The organism is Microbispora sp. NBRC 16548 (assembly GCF_030268985.1).
GTDB lineage: Bacteria > Actinomycetota > Actinomycetes > Streptosporangiales > Streptosporangiaceae > Microbispora > Microbispora catharanthi.
On sequence record NZ_BSSF01000004.1, the window covers coordinates 419,292 to 437,676 of the forward strand.

Sequence of the window (18,385 nt, forward strand, 5' to 3'; positions counted from 1 at the left end):
GAGTTCCGCGAACGTCTCGAACTGCAGCCTTGAGAGCGGCAAGGCATAAACCGCCATGAGTGCGGCTACCGACTTGCCAACAGTCCGGCCATCGCTGTCCGCAGCGGCTACTTACTGCGCCCGCTGGCCCACGACGTACTGGCTGTGGCGCTTGCCGACCGCGACGGCGGCGCTAACCTACGAGCCCGCGCGTGGATCCGGCTACGGGAGCAGGCGGATGAGGCCGTCCTCCAGGTAAGCGGTCTGGCCGGCGTCTGCCGCCAAGATGGCCGCGTTCATCCTCCGCGCCAGGCCTGGCGGCAAGAGCTTGTCGAGGTCCCCGGGAGGAGCGAATGCGTATTCGTCGAGTTCCTCGGGCTGCAGGCGGAGCGCCGCGATTTGGGAGTCAGTGAGCACGCCTGCGTTGAAGACGAACATCAGCCCGGCGTCCCACGGCGGCGCCGGGGGCACCCAGTCGACACATGCGAGCTGACCCACCGGCGGCGCGGTGCCCAGCTCCTCCTGCAGTTCACGGAGCAGAGCACTGACGGGAGACTCCCCTGCCTCGACGATCCCGCCGGGGATGTCCCAGTCGTCCTTGTAGACCGGGTGCACGACAAGCACCCGCCCCTGGTTGTCTCGGAGCAGTGCGCCTGCCGCGGCCCGAAGGCGTGGTACGGAGGCGACGAAGGCCAGGTATGACGCGGAGTCGCTCATGACGGCTCCGACACTACGAGCCGCGCACGGCCTGGCGCCGGTGTATCTCCAAACCTCACGCGCAGGCAGCTCGTACACCGCTGGGCGGGACGTCACGGGCCGCAGGGAAAGACGGCGTGTCGCCCACGGGCTGTTCGTACCCTGAGCCGGTGCGTACCGGCTCTCTTGATACCCGTTTGATCGTTCTCCGCGGGAACTCCGGCTCTGGGAAGACCAGCGTCGCCCGGGCCGTGCGGGCCGCCTATGGCCGTGGCCTGGCGCTGGTCGGTCAGGACGTAGTACGGCGGGAGCTGCTGCGGGAGCGGGACGTACATGGCGGTGTGAACATCGGCCTCATCGACACGATCGTCCGGTACTCGCTCGATCACGGGTATCACGTCCTGCTCGAAGGCATCCTCACCGCCAGCCGGTACGGGGCGATGCTGCAGTCCCTACGCCGTGACCACGCCGGAACCAGCGCCTTCTTCTACCTGGACGTGTCCCTTCCGGAGACGCTCCGGCGGCATGACAGCCGCCCCCAGCGGTCGGAGTTCACCCCAGACCAGATGCGGGAGTGGTATCAGGAGCGCGACCTGCTGCCGGACGGGTGCGAGACTGTCATCGGCGAGGACAGTCCGCTGGAAGCGTCGGTGCGGCAGGTGCTGCGCCAGGCGCGCCTGACTCCAGCACAGACCAACCAGTGACAAGGCCGCACCATGACGGCCGCCTCGATCCGCGGTGATCCCCACGATCGCGGTCAGTGAGATGGTCGTTGTTGAACGTATCGAGGACAGCGCGGACGAGTACGTCGTCATCGGACGCCTGTAGGCGCTTCCTTCGTCGTCGCTCCGTTCCCCGCGTTCCTTGTGTTCCTCCCGGAGGTGCTCTTCGGTCAGTAGCCTATGCCGGTGATTCTGGCTGACCCTGACCAGCACACACTGCGCGCGGCTCTGACTGACACGTACCGCGCCGAGGCGGAGTTCGACGACGCGCGGGCCTGGCTGGAAGAGCTGCTGGGCAGCTGCAGCGCTATCGAGCCGATCGCGGCTGAGGTCTGGGCGTTCGACGAGGCCCTTGAGCGTGTTCTGCTCGTCAAGCACCGCTGGAGAGGCTGGGTGGCGCCTGGCGGGAAGGTCGAGCAGGGAGAAGCCCCACGGGACGCCGCCCGTCGTGAGCTGCATGAGGAAACCGGCATCGTCGGCGACCTGTGGGACGTCCCCGCGGCGGTTTTCGTGCGGTCCTATCGTTCTGATTGGGCGCCCACGCTCGGCCTTGCGTATGCCGCGGTGCTCAACGGGTCGCTCCCGTTGAGCGGTGAGAGTCACCAGCCGGCCGCCTGGGTCCCGTTGCACCACGACTGGGAGGGCGCCTTTCCCGAGGACAGACCACGGATCCGCGAGTACGTCAGGCATCTGGCCCGTACCCGAGAAGGTACGGGCCGCTGACCAGAGCGGCTCTGGCTGGAGGCCGCTCACGTCACGCCTTTGCAGTTACTACGAAGACCGTGAGCGAGTCACAGAAGCCCGCGGAGTGTCACTTCGGCCGTGTCCACGGCTGTGGTGAGAGCGTGCATGTGGGCAGGTGAGAGCTTCCCGGCACCGAGCCCTGACGCGGTCAGTACGTCGTGGAGTTTCTGTCTTTGCTCACTGGCCAGGTGGGAGCAGACCGGGTGGTGGTTCAGGACGTCGCGGGCGGCGTAGGCGTCGAGGATGGCCACGTCCACGACGGCGTCCCGCAGAAGGGCGAGGCAGGGGCTGGTCCGGTCGGGAGCCAGGTCGAGTGCGGTCAGTCCGACTCGCGCCTGGAACGCCGCGATCGCGGGGTCGGGCGGGGCGATCAGAGCGAGTGCCTCCTGCAGGGCATGCTCCAACTCCGGCTGCGGCGCTGGTGACGTCGCTGGGCGGCAGCAGATGCGCAGGAGGGCCGCGATGGCGTTCTCCCACGGTTCCGCGGGGACGGTGGATTCGATCGTGGCGCGAGCCTGCTCGTCGAGGCCGCGTTCCATCAGTGACATGATCATTATTTGACGGCCGTCGAGGAGGCGATTGCCGACGCCGCGATGCGCGGCCATGGCTTCGGCGGCCTCGGTCCAGCGGCCGATCCGCGCCAAGGCCCTGGCGCCGTCGATGAGCACGGTGACCCACAGCTCCTCGCAGACCTTTCGGTGGTCCGCCTCTGTGTCGATCAGCACCGACAGATCCACGATGTGGTTGCGGATCTCGGCTGTGCCGCGCCGCTGAGCAGCGCGGTACAGCCGCGTGAGCAGGTCGTAGGCGCCTTCGCCGTCACCTTCGCGGATCAGCAGCCGGGCGATGTTCACCAGTGGCATGAGTGCCATCACGGCAATGTCCCCGGTGAGGTTGCCCGCTTTGGCGAAGACCTGGTGCTGCCTCCAGCACAGCTGCGCGGCCAGGTCCGGCATCCCGACGTCGGAGGCGATCAGCGCGGCGTAGTTGAGGACTCCGCTGGCGCGGGCCACCAGATCACGATGGCTCGCATTGGCAGGCTCGACGGTCAGCTCGGTGAGGTGGCTGATGCGTTCGGCCAGGGGTAACCCGGCCGCCTTGGGCCGGCGGACCAGCGGGATCCGACTGGCTATCGAGGGGATCATCGGCTCAGCTCCTACGCGGCCAGTCGACGACGAGACGGCTGTAGGTCTTGTCGATGACGAAGCGCCCTACGGCGGCCGTCAGCTGGTCGCGGGCATCACCTACGGCCATGCGGAAGCCGGGTTCCGGGGCGTTGTTGCCCCAGCCGCGGTCCCATTCGCCGATCTCGGTGGCGACCTGGTCGGCGAGCTCGGCGGCGCGCGAGCCGTGGCCGATGACCCCGATCTCCCAGAACCTGCCCTGCTCGTCCTCGCCTTCGCGCACGGTCAGGTAGGCCAGGGTGTCGCCGTCGAGCGCGGCCATGGAGCCCCAGCCGAAGTGCGGGGTGAAGCCGGGGCGGGACCCGGGCATGCGCGACAGGCCGTTGGGCAGCACGCACGCCAGGTACAGATACAGCCACTGCCAGGGGTCGCCCTGGCGGAACTTCACACCGGAATAGACCTTGGCCTGCGGCTGGTCCAGGACGGTGCGCATCGCCTCGCGGTCCACGTCCTGCTCGCTGAAGGTCTCCAGGCGTACGTTCCCGTCACCGGCCATATGCACGAGGGTGTAGATGTCGTCGCAGACGCCCTTGCGCAGGGGCACGAACGTCGCCATCTCGCACGAGACGGCCTTCCAGGTCTGACCGTCGCGTTCGAAGGCGAAGGATCGCGAGACGCTGCCGCGGATCCGCACCGGGATGACCAGGCGTCCGCCGGGGGCAAGCTGGTCGAGGATCCTCAGGGGGACGTCGCCGGCGCCGACGGTGAACTGGATGCGGTCGAAGGGGGCGTGTTCGGGAAGGCCGGCGGCGCCGTCGGCCAGCACGACGGTCACGTTCGGGGCCCCGGCCTGCGCGAGGTTCTTCTGGGCGCCGTCCACGAGGTCCTGGTCGACGTCCACGGTCCACACGTGACCACCGGGGGCCACGAGCTGGCCGAGCAGGTGTGCGTTGTAGCCGGTGGCGGCCCCCGCTTCCAGGATCTTGTGGCCGGGCTTGGCGCCCAGCTGCTCCAACTGGGTGGCGACGATCGATGGTGCGGAGATGCAGGAGATCATCTCGCCGGTCTCGTCGTGCTTGACGGGCACGGCGTCGTCGACGTACGCGGCCTGAAGGTCGACGCCAGGGAGGAACAGGTGCCGTTCGGTGTTCCGGAAGGCGGCGATGACGTCAGGAGTGCGCAGGTGGCCGCTGTCGATGAGGCGGGTCACGAGCGCTTTGCGCAGCTCGGCGGGGTCGGTTACAGGCGTCACGGTGGTCTCCATTCGGGTGAGGTTAGAGTCCGGTGAGGTGGACGTGCGGGAAGACACGTCGGCTGCCTCCTCGTCGGCGAAGGCGACGTGTCGGCCCAGCCATGCGGTTGCGGCCTGCTCTTCGGCGGACACTCCGGCGCGGTTGAAGGCGAAGATCGCGTGATGGGCGAGTATCGCGCGCAGACCCCGCGTCAGCCGCCCATCCGCGGCCAGCCGCCTCAGCCGGTGTCCGGCCTCCTCGAACGCGACGACGCGCTCGGCCCAGCCGGGCTCGGCGTCCGGCCGCCGGGCGGCGTCGGCGTTCATGAGGCGCCGCATAGCCGCGACTGCGCGGTCATGCGAGGCGCCGGTAGGCGGGGTGACGGGTGGGCGCAGGGAGCCGAGCTTCGCCCAGACGTCGCCGATCTCGAAAGGGTCCAGGCCGGCCGCCCGGTTCATGGCCGAGATCAGCAGGATGCTGCGTTCCCGGGCACCCGCCCTGCCCGTCTCGGCCAGGGCTGCGCGGCTGTCCGCGCAGAACACCTCATGGGCGACATCCATGCCTTCGGGGCCGCCGAACGCTTCGGTCTCCGGCTCGTAGACGCCGCCGACCCAGCCGCCGGCCAGTTGGTCGGCGACGAGCCGGTCCAGCAGGTCCGCAGCCGAGCGCTCGGTGCGCAGCCGTAGCCCTCCGTCCTTGCGCAGGAAGTGGAACCGCTGGTCGTGCAGCGCGGACGCCAGCGCCTGGGCAGCCTCCAAGCTCACGGAACCGCCTGGGAACGACACACTGGCATGCCACCAGCCCTGTTCGAGCATGATCGGCAGGTCCTCATCGTCGACGTCCATGGTCGTGGGCGCTCCTTCTCTGCGGGGGCTCGGGTCGAATGACGGGCAGGATCAGGTGATCAGCAGGGCACTGGTCCAGCCGGTGGTGTTCGTGCCGTCCAGGGCCAGTTGCGCGCCGGCACGGCCTTCCATGAATCCGGGCTTGGACAGCCGGTCGAGGTCAGCGGCCAGGCAATTTGTCAGGTCCTCGATCAGCGGCGTGTACCGGCTTGGGGCGGAGCTGTCGTCGGCGACGGCACGGACGACAGTCAGCAGGCCGGCCCAGCCGTGGCACAGCGAGGCATCGGTAATCCGGCTGACGCAGGCCGGGCCGGCGAGGACGGACGCGACGGTGTCCTCTGCCGCGAGCCGGCGGGCCGGGTCGTTCAGGGCGATCGCAGCCAGCTGCTGGGTGCGGGCGATGCCGATTTCTCCGTAGCACCACGACGGGCGCGCGACCTGCCGTTTCGGCCACTCAGAATCGGACAACTGGTCCCGGGTGATCCAGTAGCAGCAGCCGTACCTGTCCAGCCAGCGCGCGAACACCTCGATGGCATCGTGCTGTCCCGGCACCTGGACGCCGCGCCGGGCGGCGAGGGACAGCACCGCCAGGGGGCCGGCGATGCCGTGTGCGACACCGTTGTTGCCGTGTCCGCCGGGCATCTCCTCATCGGCGGGCCCGACATCCGACCACCAGCCCGGCAGCTCCCGGCCCTGGATGCGGACCGGCCGGCACAGGGAAACCAGGTAGTCCAGCACCTCTTCCAGCAGTGGCGAGGTGCTGTCGCGGGTCAGCAGCAGCGCGCCCAGCCCGGTCAAGCCCCGGATGAGGTCGAATTCCGCGAGATGCGGCAGCGCCCCGAGGGCCTGCCGCCGCCGTGCTGCGGCCAGTCGGGCGGCCACAACGCGGTCGACAACACCCCGGACGTGACGGTCGGCGCGGCCGGCACGGCTGAGCACGAACTCCAGTGCCGGGGCGCCGTGGAACAACGACGCGTTGCCTCCGGCACTGACACCGCCTGCAACCGCCTGCGCCAAGCTCTTCCGAGCGGATGCGAGGTCACCGCGCTCGATGTGCAGCAGCGCCACCCCGAGCGCGCCCTCGGACAGGTCCTGCGTCCGGGGAAGAGCCGCCATCGCGGTCATGAACGTGCCCTGAGTGGGACAACGAGGCTGTGGGCCCGCCCGCCGATCCAGCCGTCGGCATCCGGCGGCGGCGCCTCGTACAGGACCGCGACACCGGTCGGACTGGAGGCGAGGTGAGTGCGCAGCAGGTCCAGGTGCATGTCCTGGCGCAGATCAAGCGGAAGGTGCTGGTCGTCCTCGGCCAGGAGCACGCGGTCCGGCAGGCCGAACCGGCCCATCCAGTCGTGTAGGTGCCCGGCCCACTCATTCAGCGTCGCGGTGCGACCGGGCAACTCGTGAGTCGGCAGCTTCCATCGTGCGGGCACCAGGATCGAACGCCGGTAGTGCAACGCCGGGGTGAATGGCAGGGTCCAGGCCGCGCCCCAGTCGAACCACGTCACCTGGGGAGTGGTGGCCCGGCTGATCTCGGCCAGGAACCGAGCCATGGGAGGGGTGTAGTTGTTCCACAGGAAGTTGATCGCGGTCGGTGCGAGCACCTCCACGTGCGTCCCGGTGGCGGCCTCGGTCAGATAGAGGCGGCCGTCGCGGAGACCGACAGCCAGATCGGACGGGAACAGCACACCCTTCCCGCGGTGCCGAAACTCCCCGACGCTGACCAGCCGGGGCAGCACCTGCGGGGCACGGGTGAGCAGATCGGCCGACACGCGGCCGGCGTGGAAGGACAGCTGGACCAGCTCAGCACCAGGCTCAACCGTGGGCAGACCGGCATACATTGCTCCGGTCTGCGGGAACAGATGCCAGAACCGACCCGTCATCGAACCGGCCGCCCGAGAGACGGTGGACACCCGAAGACGAAAGTGCCCGGCGTCGAGAGCCTGCGTCGAGGCCGCCTGCAGCTGCACACACAGTTCGACGTGGGGCGGAGTGACCGTACGCTTGCCCGCGGCGCCCTCCAACCGCTCGATCACCGCGCCGGACAGGACCACCGCTCGACTGCCTGTGACGGCCGCGGTGCCAGCCAGTTCCAGAAGCAGCCGGTCCCGGCGGGTCATCGGGCGGGGTGGCTCGGACACCTGGCCGAATCCCTCGGGGAAGCCCAAGCCCCTCTCGGGATCCGTCACCAGCTCCAGCGGCGCCTCGACGCCCTCGCCGTACCGGTCGGCGAACCGTTCGGCGTAACGGCGCCATGCCGGAGTCCCCGTCGGATACATGGCGAGCCGGGTCAGGACCGTCGCGGCGGTCTCCGCCTCCGTCACGACCGTCGTCGGCAGCCGCACCGTCGCGTCCAGCCGCAGATCCAGCGCCGCCGTCCGGTTCCGGGTGTCCCGCAGGGCGGCCGGCAGGGCATCGGCCGGGTCGACGACGGTGGCGGGTGCACGCAGCGACGACCGCAGCAGCCGCACCCGCAGGAGCTCCGCGAGCAGCCCGGTTCGGTGACGTTCGTCCGTACCCGGGAACTCGGCGGCGAGCTTGTCCGTGAGGGTCGAGTACCGGATCGGCACCTGGGCCGCATCCAGTACCAGCTCGACTGCGGGCGTCAGCGCGAGGGAGAACTCTGAGGCGCCCTCGGACGGAACGTAGACGCGCCCGCCCCGCTGACGTGCCAGATTGTTGACGCACACGTCGACGTCAGCCATCCGATCGCTATCCGCCTCCCAGTCGCTGATCGCCGCGTCCAGAGGCACCGGCTCCGGCCGGGCACCGGCCTGGTGCGACTCCCCGAAACGGACCTCGGCCACGTCGCCGAACTCGACCAGGGCGACGCCCGCGAACAGGCCGAACGGTGTCGAGCGGCGCGTGTACCTGATCGCGTATCGGGCGGTAGCCAGTGCGGCCCGGCGTGCCCGGCGTACCTTCACCGAGAGCCCGCCGAGGATCGCCTGGATCTGGCGGTCCAGATCCGGGCTGGCGCAGGACGCTGTCTGCCGAAAGGCGTCATCGGCCCACACTGCAGCCAGCCACGAACGCCAGCACTCGAGGGGCGCCGTGGGGCCCGGCCAGGGCGGCAGGTCCGGCCCGGTGAGGTGCACCGCGGCGCGCAGCATCCCCTCACCGGCAACCCGGTACAGGCTGTGTCGTAAGCGCGTCATCACCCACACTCCGTTCTTGACAGGAAGGGAGCGGGCCGGAGGAGTCATCCGTCCGGCCCGCGCCGTCGGGGCTGGACCTGGGCTACGAGGTGGTGCAGGCGCTCGGGCAGGAGCTCCCGCAGTTGTCGCCGGTGCTGCACAACAGCACCGTCTCGGTCGCCGGCGTGTTCTCGATGAAGGTGATGTCGAGCTGGAACGGGTCGTCGGCGTCGTCGCCGACGTGCTGGCGCGGTTCGGCGCTCCGCGCGATGGTCTGCGTGCTCATCCTTTGCTCCTGATCCTTGGTGGAGGGACCCTCGGTGACCGCCCGATGGCCCGGCTCTGGGCAGCCGGACCCCGTGCGATCGCGTCCTCCCCGGTGGACTCCCCGAACCGCACCGGTCCGGGGTCGTGCTCGTGGCCGGCGTCCTGGAAGACAACTCCGCCACCACCGCCCCTTGCCGCAGCTACAGCGGTAGGGACGGAGCCTGAGCGTTCGTGGCCAACTGCTCCGGGTCGAATTCACCGGCCTTCACCCCGTTGATGAATGCGTCCCATTCGGCAGGGGTGAACACCAGGACGGGGCCGTCCTGGTTCTTGCTGTCGCGCACGCCGACTTCGCCGCTCGGCGAGACGGCCACCTCAACGCAGGCGCAGTTGTTGGCGCTCCGGCTGCTCTTCCGCCAGGAAACGCCGGACAGCGCGAAGCAGGGTTGCGGCATGGACTGTCTCCGATCTTCGTGTCTGTGGGGATGGGACAGATTTCGGCCCGGGCATTCCGCGCAGTGGTGTGCCCGGGCCAGGCGGAGTGCTCGCCGATGCAGGAGACAGGGGCGTGCCCTGCCAGCCCGGACAGGGGCACTCAACTACACGGCCGAGCGGGTCAACGGCATCGCGACCCAGGGCACCCTTTCCCGAGGTGACCGAGGGCCGGTGGATTCATCCGGGTGTCGCGGAGTCGCACGAACGGCGTCCCAGCGCCGGAACGGCGAACCAGACACCCTTGCCCACCTGTCCGCTGTGATACAGCCGGGCCGGGCGCACGCCACAGTGGCCTTTTGCGAGGGCGGCGACGATGCTCAGGCCGAAACCGCCTTCGTCAAGGTGGGCGATATCGGAGTCGTCCGCCACGGCCGCGGGCGTCAGGGCCTCGGCGAGCCGTTTGGCGACGATGTCCTCCTGGGCGCCGACGTCAGCGATCTCACAGACGATGGGGAACCCCGCGTACTGAACCAGTCGCAGCTCACACGGACCTCCGGTGTGCACGAACGCGTTGGTCGCCAGCTCACTGACCACGACGTCCGCCTCATCAAGCGCGGGGCCGTCCACGTGCTCGGCGACATGCGAACGCAGCAGACGCCGAGCCTGCTGTGGGCCGCCTTCGCGGCTCAACCGCCAGGCAGTGACCCGGATCAGGCAGTTCTCAGCGGGGATCTGCACTGGTTGTTCGGGTGTTGGTGGTGGCGTCTGGGTCGGGGCAAGGAGCACATCCATACAAGGTCTCCTGAGCAGGCGTCTTCCGGGAGAACGCCGCCCCGTCGTGGTGACCGTGAGCGACGAGAGGGTCTCTCATGGGATTGCTCCTGCGAGCGTGCCCTCTGCCGCTGAGAGAGCCAACGCCGTTGTGTCCCAGCCAGGCCGTCGCGGGTTAGGCCAGATTGGCCTACGAGAAAGGTGAGCTGGAGATACGCTCTGCCCGATCCAACGGCGACGCGGACACCATCAAGACGACGCATACCCTGGCTGGCGGAGGGCCCCAATGGACCCGAGTGCGAACGGCGACCGCGTCTGCCCGGCATGCCGCTTCGCCAAGCTCAGCCGGTACAACCCGGACCCGCTCTGTGGCCCCTGCCTCACCTCGGCCCGGGAGTCGACCGGGGTCACCCCCACCTGGGTCTGGGACTCCCTGCCTCTGCGGCAGGCGCTCGCCCGGCTCGACATGGGGGCCGCGCTGGCGATCCTGCGGGGAGCGTCAAGGCTGAGCCAGCTCGACTTCGGCAACCTGCTCGGCTGGTCCCAATCCATGGTGACCAAAGTAGAACGACGCCAGCGGTACACCTTCCATGACGTACGGGAGATTCTCCGCGTCTGCGACGAACTCGGGATGCCTCGAACGGCATTGCTGCCGCTCATCCTGGGGCGGGAGGATGCCAGTCTGGAAAGCGACGATGAGGCCGGTTTTTGGGGAGCCGACGTGGACCTCGACCGCCGGGAGTTCGGTGCCGTGACCTCGGGATTAGTCGTGGCCGCGCTGCTGCCCCCTCCCGAGCGGGTCGATCGCGCGCACGTCCGCTATCTGCAGGCCGTCCTGTCGCGGCTGCGCAACCAGGACCGCACCATCGGCGGCGCCGGCCTGCTGCGTCAGGCCATGAAGACCTTTACCCGGGCACGGGCGATGCTGGACGAGTCCGACTACACCGATCAGGTCGGCAGGCAACTGCTGGTCACCACCGCCGACCTCGGCATCGTCACCGCCTGGCTCGCCTACGACTCCGGCAACCAGCCCCTCGCCCGCACCTTGTACGGCCAGGCCGCGCTGCTCGCTGGCAGCTCAGGCGACACCGAACTGATCGTGCACGTGTATGTGAACATGGCCCAGCAGGCGACCCATCTGGCCAGGATCACCGGCCGTCGGGGCACCGCGCGCGAGGCGCTGCGGTTCGCCGACCGCGCCGCCGACGCCGCCCGGCACGCCCGTTCCGCCACCCTGCACGCGCTGATCGCCCTTCGCCAGGCACTCGCCCACGCCCAGCTCGACGACGAGATCGCCTTCCGCGCCGCAATCTGCCGGGCCCGCAACGAGCTCGACCGCGGCACCTACGACACCGACCACCCCTGGAGCACCTTCGTCACCCAGTCCGAGATCACTGGCTACGAGGCGATGGGCAGGATCGCCCTCGGCGACCCCGAGCGCGCCGCCCGCCTGTATCGGTCGGTTCTCAGCGACCCGGCCCGCTCGCCCCGTGACCTCGCTTACTACCGCGCCCGGCTCGCCGCGGCCACCTCCGCAGCCGGGGACCACCGCACAGCCATCGAGGAGGGAACGCAGCTCCTCCCGGACCTGGGAGAACGGCTGACCTCCGTCCGGGTGCTCAACGAACTGCGGCCCGTCCGGCACGAGGCGGAGGGTTTCGACGAGGAGTTCTGCGAACGCTTCGACCAGGCCGCCCGTGCGCTGGCCCCCGCCTGATCCTGAGAACCCGGAGGAACAGCATGACCGAACCTGTGATCTTCAAGCGGTTCGACGCCGCCGGAGCCCGCGAGCAGCGCGAGATCGTGTCGCTGATCCACCGCGACGCCTACGCCGAGCGGATCGCCACCGGTGACGCATTCGCCAGTGACCAGGCCTTCATGACGCGCTTCGACGCCTACACCAGCCGGGACGGCTTCGACCTGGTCATGGCGTACGTCGGCGACGAGCCGGTGGGCCAGGCCTGGGGATGGCCTCTGCCTCCTGACACGCGGTGGTGGAACGGGCTGGAGGCCGAACCCGAGCCGGGCTTCATCGTTGAGGATGGCAGCCGTACCTTCGCCCTCTCGGAGATCATGGTGCGGCGGGCGTGGACCGGACAGGGCATCGCGCATGCCCTGCACAACGAGCTCCTGGCCGGCCGCGGCGAACGACGCGCCACGCTACTGGTGCGCCCCGACAACAGCGCGGCCTACGCCGCCTACGTCCGATGGGGCTGGCGGCCTGTCGCCCATCTGCGCCCCGGCTGGCCCGACGCACCGCTCATGGACGTGCTGATTCTTCCGCTGCCCCTGGCACGGTGACCTCGACGCCGCTCGCCGGAGTCGCGAGCAGGTCACACGGTGGGGTGGCGGCTCGGCGTGATCGCGCTCGAGCGGCCCGGGCGCGGAGACAGGCCACCGGTGGGCAGGTGCGAAGCCAGCCGCCAACCGAGGTGAAGGCGGCGCCGAAGGTCGTGGTGATCGAGCTGATGCTGCGCCCGGCCTACCGTGGGCACGGCTCCTACTGTCGCATCCGCTGGCAGCGGCGCACGCGCAGTATGAGCAGCGGGGCCTGGCGGGTCGTCGGGATGGTGCAGTCGGCGCCGGACGCGCCGACGCTGGGCCGCCGCAGGAACATGCTGACGCGCTCTGCTCGATGAGAGACTCTTCGCACCCTCGCTCAGGGCCCTGCGACGTCATGGGTTTTCCGGCTCTGACGGCATTCCCCAGTCGCTGTATGTGGTCGTTATCGGTATGTCCGAAGACTCGAAAACCGGGATGGACTGAATTACCCGGGTGGGGGCAAGGTTCTGATCCATAACGATGGTGAATTTCACACTACGATTCTTCGAGAGGGTGGATAGGAACCCATACAGCGGCCCCACAGTGGTGGACTTTGCCATCTTCGACATCGGGGCGCTTCCTTTGAGGAAAATCTGCCCTCCAATCACGCTCTTCTTAACGTTAGAAGATGCAGTGACAAGATCTTGAATGGTGAACGGTGAACTCGCCCAACGAACTCGGCGGGCTGTCATGAATGGCTCGGGGAGATCCTGGTCGGCGACGCCTGCTCCAATATCAGCGTCCGTCGGATTATCAGACGCGGTATCGAAACCACGATTGCCGATAAGCGTTACATTCGCCACCGACGACTTATTCTCGTCGTCCCCGAAGTAGCTGAGATCCATCCGGTAGCGGGTGGCGGCAGGCGGGTGGAACGCGAGCTCCCCATCAGCATCGAACGCCATCTCGTCCCACCCTGACGACTTCAAGCTGAACCTTGCCGTTCCCATAGCCTCGGCCACAGCGAGAGAAGCGCGGGCGACTTCTAGGGGAGTTGCTGGCTTTGTATTAGATGTGGACGATTTACTGGGCGCAGCGGACGCTGCGGCTACTATCGGCTGTGCTGTTGGAGAAACGCTCGGAGCTTGCCGAGTCTTGAAATCTGGTTTAACGCCATCGAACTGCGAAGTTTCATAAAGTAGTACCGGAACTCCAACACCAACTGCGATAACAGCTGTAATCCCGCAGGACAGCCAGATTCGTTTACGTCGCTTCCCTTGCTTGCCGCCCAATTGAGGCGGTGATTCGGTCCAGGACTTCACCTGAAGATTCAAGGTCAACTTGGCGGTTCGATCCGTGGTCGTCTCCGAGTCCGGAATAAGTAGCCTAAGCAGTTCATCCGCCGTTGGACGCTCAGCCGGCTCCTTCTTCAGAGCAGTAGCGACAATCGACTGGAGATCTTCGGGCAGGCCATCAAGGGCCGGCATTTCATTACGGAGACGGAAGACCACAGCCTCCAGTGGACCGGAGCCGAACGGTGGATTACCTGTCCCGGCGAACACCACCGTACAGGCCCACGCGAAGATGTCCGCGGGTGGACCTCCCCGCCCTTCGAACTGTTCTGGGGCCATGTATCCGGCGGACCCCACAACGACCCCGGTGCGTGTGATCGATGTGGCATCGAGTGCCTGAGCGATCCCGAAGTCAATGACTTTGGGGCCAGCGGCGGAAAGCAAAATATTGCTGGGTTTGAGGTCGCGATGCACTACCCCCGCTGCATGAATCGACCGGAGTGCATCAGCGAGTCCAATCGCGACCTTGCGGGCGGCCTCAGCCTCTAAAGGCCCTTCTTGAGCTACGTAATCAGAAAGAGACGGGCCATCGACGTACTCGGTGACGAGGTAAGGAGGGTTGGCCTCTAGGTTCATCTCGATGACGCGGCTTGTGAAGCTGCCTCCCACAAGGAGAAGCGTTGTTGCCTCGCGCCGGAAACGCACCAGGAAGCTGTCGTCGTTGGCTAGTTCTGGGCGCACGACCTTGATGGCTACAGGCTGCCCGTTCTTAGCCCGTCCTAGATAGACCCTCCCCATGCCCCCAGTACCCAGTTGGGCGAGCAGCCGGTAACGTCCGATGCGCTTTGGGTCACTTGACGTCAACTCGCTACCGGCCACAGGCGCGCACTCTCACTCTTGGAACGATCTACTAGGTGAGAGAGCATATATCTCAACCCGACAGTGTGGAAGATCAGATTTGCGAGACGGCCGACTGCGTAGGACAGGACGGCAAGCCGCACAATCGTTCGGGCGCTCTGCGTCAATCGGTGCCACAGGCGCGCTCTGTATGTCTGGTCAAGCTAGCCCCGAGAGCACTGGCGCTGTCTGTCGCGGAACCTCGCCGCGAACCCGCAGGCAGTCTTTAGGGCCCCAATTCTGCAGCCCGGAGGACAATGCGAACGGGCTCACACCATTGAGGGGGCGGCAAGCGAAGGTCAGCCGCAGCACGGGTAACCCAGGACATCGGCCGGCGCTGACCATGCCCGCCCTTCATACCTCACACAGACCGGCGAACCAGACGCCGAGGTTCGTACGGGCTCGGATCCGGGCGGTGCTCACCAGCGTCCAGACCGCCAGATAGATGGGGAGCAGCAGGGCGGGCAGGCGCCGGTTGGCGAGCCCGAAGCGGTGCGGGCGACGAGGTGGTTGAAGGGGGCGTGCCGGGCGGGGCCGGTTGCCGGATGGCGGACGACGACGGGGCGTACCAACCTGTGCACCCGAAGTCCGACAATCTCCAGCTCAGATCGATGCCTTCGTGGAAGAGGAAGAAGTGGCCGGGCCAGCCGCCAGCCCACTCGTAGCCAGCCTGGCAGACGAGGACCATACCTTCGGCCATGACGGTGACGGTGCCGGGACGGACGGCGCCGTCGACGTGTAGGCGGGACCCAGCGGCGCAGGGGCCCGCCGACGTGTGCGCCATCGCCCTCCGGAACGCATCGGGCCGATCGTTCATGTCGAGGGTGGTTCTGGGGCTGTCATCGTGTCTCCCGAACGGGTGCGGGCCTCGAGGCGTGTTGGGAGCCGTGCCATCTCGTGGGGGACGAACGAGGGGCCTCGTCATGACGGGCTTCCGTCGTCCTGACCCGGCCCAGGCTGGTGGCGTTCAGCCGAAACCACGCTGGATACAGGGGTCTTTCGCTAACGTCGGGCGAGTGCTCGCCGACGCTCGTTCACCCGAGTCCGCCGATCGCCTGCGTGCCGACCTGGTCACCGCACTCAGGGAGCACGGTTCGATCCGCTCCCTCGAGGTCGCCGCGGCCTTCGCGAAGGTCCCGCGGGAAAGGTTCGCGCCAGAAGCGTCGCTCGACGCCGCCTACTCCATCTGGGACGTCGTCGTCACCAAACGCGACCCTGACGGCAAGGCGACCAGTTCCATCAGCGCGCCCTGGCTGCAAGCCGAGATGCTGGAGGCAGCCCGGCTGACCCGCGGCGCGCGAGTCCTGGAGATCGGCTCCGGCGGCTACAACGCCGCGCTCATCGCCGAAATTGTTGGCCCAAACGGCTTCGTGGTCACTGTGGACATCGATCCCTGGGTCACCGAGCGTGCGGCCCGCTTCCTCGCCGACGCGGGATATCCACAGGTCAAGGTTGTTCTCGGGGACGCCGAGCACGCCGCCGACGAGTACGGGCCGTTTGACGCCATCCTTGTGACCGCCGGGGCCTGGGACTGCCCCTGGGGGCGGCTCCTTGCCCCGGAGGGCCGGATGGTGGTCCCCCTACGCTTCGCCACCATCACAAGGTCCATCACCTTCGTCCGCGACGGCGACCGGCTCCGCGGCCTGGACCCCACCGTGTGCGGGTTCATCCCCATGCAAGGGGCCGGGGCGTACAAGGACCAAGAAGCCGTCCTCGCCGATGGAGCCGTCAAGCTGACGATCGAAGGCGGCCCCGGCCTCGACGTCGACGCGCTCGGCTGGGCGCTGGTCGAACCTCGCACCGAGTTGTGGACCGGCGTCGAGGTCGGCAGAGGGGAGCCGTTCGACACCCTCAACTTGTGGCTGGCCACGGTGGAGGACAGGTTCGGCATGATCTGGCAGGACCCAGAACGTGACCGCGATCTCGTCCAGACCGCCGTACGCTGGTACTGCCCAGCTCTCATTACTCGCGACAGCTTCGCCTACCTCACCATTCGCAACGTTCATCGCCCCGATGAGACCGTGGCCGCGGGCTATGAGCTTGGGGTATACGGACATGGCTGCCGCGGCGCCGAACTCGCCCAGCAGCTCCGTGACCAAATCAAGGTCTGGGATCGCGAGTGGCGCCACCACCACGAGCCGACCTTCAGCCTCTATCCTGCCGAGACCGCAGTGCCGAAACCGGACGTAGGCCGAATCTTCCCCAAGCGGCACACCCAACTGGTCATGGCCTGGACCTGAGGTCTGCGGCCTGTACGCCCCACAGGGGCTGCGCGTCGGCTATGACGGATGCGGATGTGGCGTGGCTCATGTATCCGTTTCCTACTCCTCGCGAGGTCAGGGCCGATGCTTTTCGTGAGGCATCTGCCATTCTGAACCGACAGCGCTCTGCGCCGACTCAAGTCGTGGCCGTTCGGATGACCGATGACAGGCCAATGGGCAGCCGATTGAGAGTGGCTGACGGCAGGGTGACGAAAGCCCAGGTCAGGGAGGCAAATCCCTAGCCATTCGGCGACCCGACTGACTGGCAACCGTCAGCTATCAGAGGGCCGGCGAGTCGATAGATGAATTATATTTTCCTGTTGGATTTCAGGATCGCCGAGGTGTGCATTCTTCGGTTTCTTCTGCTCTCGGAACTCAATCTAATCCCGCCTTGATCTGGCTAGAATCTTATCTGCGCCGGTTCTATCGCCGATTCCCGGACTTCTCCTCCGGAACGGAAACTCCTTGCCGACTGGACATTCTTCGTCCGGTTGGTCCGTCATTGGTAAAGAAACGCCGAATGTCGTTGAGTTGAGTGCCGTTCTAGGGTTGAATTGAAGCGATCAAAGGCAGTAGGAGCGCGAAAAGCGTGCTCCTCACGAAGAGATCGGAGACGGAAGATGTCCAACGGGGCTCCCGGAAAGTGCGTTCCTGCCAACGTCCCCGGGGAGACGCTTACGCCGGAAGATATGGCAAGGGTGACACCGGAAGACTGGGCGGAGATTCGGCGGCTGGCACGCGGCTATTGCCGTACGGTCGACGCGACGCGATCCCGTAAGCGCATGGATGGGAGTGCCACCATAGTTAAGCAGGGACACGCACCGTACGGCACCGATGACGTGTCGGATGACGTCACACAGGATGCAGTCCTTCTCTTTGCCCAGCGGATCCGAGACATAATCGCGTCCTGCCGTACGGCTCCTGAAAGCACGGCAGAGTTCCCCGCGTGGGTCTACGTCCGGCGCGATGGCGGAGAGATGACGATCACGCGGACGACTCTGCAGCGGTGGGCGGTTCGCGATGCCGCCGCCCGCAATGGCTACCGCATCGATGTTCCTCCGAACGAGGTTGACGCCACGCCCGGCGCTCAGGTCATGCGTGGATTGCCGCACGCTGAGAACATCACACGGGCGGCCGTAGCGTTCTGCACGGCTCAGAACAGCGCCGTTATTTTCCGCCAGGCGTTTGGAGATGGGCAGGACTTCCCAACCCTGACGGATGTTATGGGGGTAGCGGGTCAGGCCGATGATCTGGGCCGTGCGGGGATCCTGAGCAAGGTGGCTCAGAAGCGTTACGGCGGCGCGTATGGCTCTCGCCGGAACGTGATCCGGGTGCGTGATGCCGCACGCGCGGAGTGGCAGGAACTGTCGGAGCGTCTTGACGACGTCAGGAGCACGATGGTTCACGGAGGAACCAACAGTGTAGAGGACTGACGAAACCCGCTGAGAAGGGCCTCAGAGAGCGTTCTGAGGCCCTTTCTCATGCCCACAGATGCACCTATCCGGGTCAGTGACGTTGAATTAGCGAGGCAGGGCGCGGACGCTTGGGCTGTGGCAACTCCCGTATTCAAGTGAGAGCAGAATCCGCCGGTGCGCGTCTGCCGCCCTCGGAGTGGTTTTCGCTCTTATGGTGCTGTTCTACGGCTTGGTTGCTGCGCCGTAGGACGGCAACAGGTGGAGTCCCTGACCGTCCGCAGAGTGCGCGGTGATGTTGGTAAAACGTCG

Annotated in this window: 16 protein-coding genes; 7 read left to right on the forward strand and 9 right to left on the reverse strand. The window is 67.2% G+C overall.

From position 1 onward, the window contains the following. Positions 1-201: 201 nt before the first annotated feature. Positions 202-696 (reverse strand): NUDIX domain-containing protein, encoded by a 495-nt coding sequence (locus QSK36_RS13065; RefSeq protein WP_285782574.1) that lies wholly within the window; start codon positions 694-696, stop codon positions 202-204. Between the two features lie 176 nt (positions 697-872). Between QSK36_RS13065 and QSK36_RS13070 the strand changes: the two genes are divergently transcribed. Next, positions 873-1,379, forward strand: a complete 507-nt coding sequence (locus QSK36_RS13070; protein ID WP_285782575.1) for an AAA family ATPase — start codon at positions 873-875, stop codon at positions 1,377-1,379. Between the two features lie 204 nt (positions 1,380-1,583). Continuing rightward, complete coding sequence (locus QSK36_RS13075; RefSeq protein ID WP_285782576.1) at positions 1,584-2,120, forward strand: NUDIX hydrolase; 537 nt, start codon at positions 1,584-1,586, stop codon at positions 2,118-2,120. Positions 2,121-2,188: 68 nt separating this feature from the next. On the opposite strand, the gene QSK36_RS13080 is transcribed toward QSK36_RS13075, so the two are convergent. The 7 genes from QSK36_RS13080 to QSK36_RS13110 form a co-directional block, all read right to left on the reverse strand. Then, positions 2,189-3,286, reverse strand: coding sequence for a hypothetical protein (locus tag QSK36_RS13080; protein WP_285782577.1), 1,098 nt, complete (start codon positions 3,284-3,286; stop codon positions 2,189-2,191). Between the two features lie 4 nt (positions 3,287-3,290). Beyond that, a complete protein-coding gene (gene fxlM / locus QSK36_RS13085) occupies positions 3,291-5,342 on the reverse strand; it encodes a methyltransferase, FxLD system (RefSeq protein ID WP_285782578.1) in 2,052 nt (683 codons plus the stop codon). A 51-nt stretch (positions 5,343-5,393) separates the two neighbouring features. Next, a complete protein-coding gene (locus QSK36_RS13090; RefSeq protein WP_285782579.1) occupies positions 5,394-6,467 on the reverse strand; it encodes a lanthionine synthetase C family protein in 1,074 nt (357 codons plus the stop codon). Then, positions 6,464-8,497: a lantibiotic dehydratase family protein gene (locus QSK36_RS13095; protein ID WP_285782580.1), complete on the reverse strand. Its 2,034-nt coding sequence runs from the start codon at positions 8,495-8,497 to the stop codon at positions 6,464-6,466. The genes QSK36_RS13090 and QSK36_RS13095 overlap by 4 nt, the downstream gene beginning before the upstream one ends. A gap of 82 nt (positions 8,498-8,579) precedes the next feature. Next, a complete protein-coding gene (locus QSK36_RS13100) occupies positions 8,580-8,762 on the reverse strand; it encodes an FxLD family lanthipeptide (RefSeq protein WP_036325216.1) in 183 nt (60 codons plus the stop codon). A gap of 181 nt (positions 8,763-8,943) precedes the next feature. Further along, positions 8,944-9,198, reverse strand: a complete 255-nt coding sequence (locus QSK36_RS13105) for a DUF397 domain-containing protein (RefSeq protein ID WP_285782581.1) — start codon at positions 9,196-9,198, stop codon at positions 8,944-8,946. Positions 9,199-9,415: 217 nt separating this feature from the next. Continuing rightward, complete coding sequence (locus QSK36_RS13110) at positions 9,416-9,970, reverse strand: ATP-binding protein (RefSeq protein ID WP_285782582.1); 555 nt, start codon at positions 9,968-9,970, stop codon at positions 9,416-9,418. 265 nt (positions 9,971-10,235) lie between these two features. Here QSK36_RS13110 and QSK36_RS13115 point away from each other — a divergent pair, with 265 nt between their 5' ends. From QSK36_RS13115 to QSK36_RS13125, 3 genes are all read left to right on the forward strand, one after another. Then, positions 10,236-11,666, forward strand: a complete 1,431-nt coding sequence (locus QSK36_RS13115; protein ID WP_285782583.1) for a helix-turn-helix domain-containing protein — start codon at positions 10,236-10,238, stop codon at positions 11,664-11,666. Between the two features lie 23 nt (positions 11,667-11,689). Beyond that, positions 11,690-12,250: a GNAT family N-acetyltransferase gene (locus tag QSK36_RS13120; RefSeq protein ID WP_285782584.1), complete on the forward strand. Its 561-nt coding sequence runs from the start codon at positions 11,690-11,692 to the stop codon at positions 12,248-12,250. 107 nt (positions 12,251-12,357) lie between these two features. Further along, entirely contained in the window at positions 12,358-12,588 is a 231-nt protein-coding gene (locus QSK36_RS13125; RefSeq protein ID WP_285782585.1) for a hypothetical protein, read from the forward strand. A 36-nt stretch (positions 12,589-12,624) separates the two neighbouring features. Here the strand turns inward: QSK36_RS13125 and QSK36_RS13130 are convergent, their stop codons facing one another. Next, complete coding sequence (locus tag QSK36_RS13130) at positions 12,625-14,382, reverse strand: serine/threonine-protein kinase (protein ID WP_285782586.1); 1,758 nt, start codon at positions 14,380-14,382, stop codon at positions 12,625-12,627. Positions 14,383-15,323: 941 nt separating this feature from the next. On the opposite strand from QSK36_RS13130, the gene fxlM (QSK36_RS13135) reads away from it, so the two are divergent. Then, a complete protein-coding gene (fxlM, locus tag QSK36_RS13135) occupies positions 15,324-16,640 on the forward strand; it encodes a methyltransferase, FxLD system (RefSeq protein WP_285782587.1) in 1,317 nt (438 codons plus the stop codon). Between the two features lie 710 nt (positions 16,641-17,350). Then, positions 17,351-18,094: a hypothetical protein gene (locus QSK36_RS13140; protein WP_285782588.1), complete on the forward strand. Its 744-nt coding sequence runs from the start codon at positions 17,351-17,353 to the stop codon at positions 18,092-18,094. Positions 18,095-18,385 lie beyond the last annotated feature (291 nt).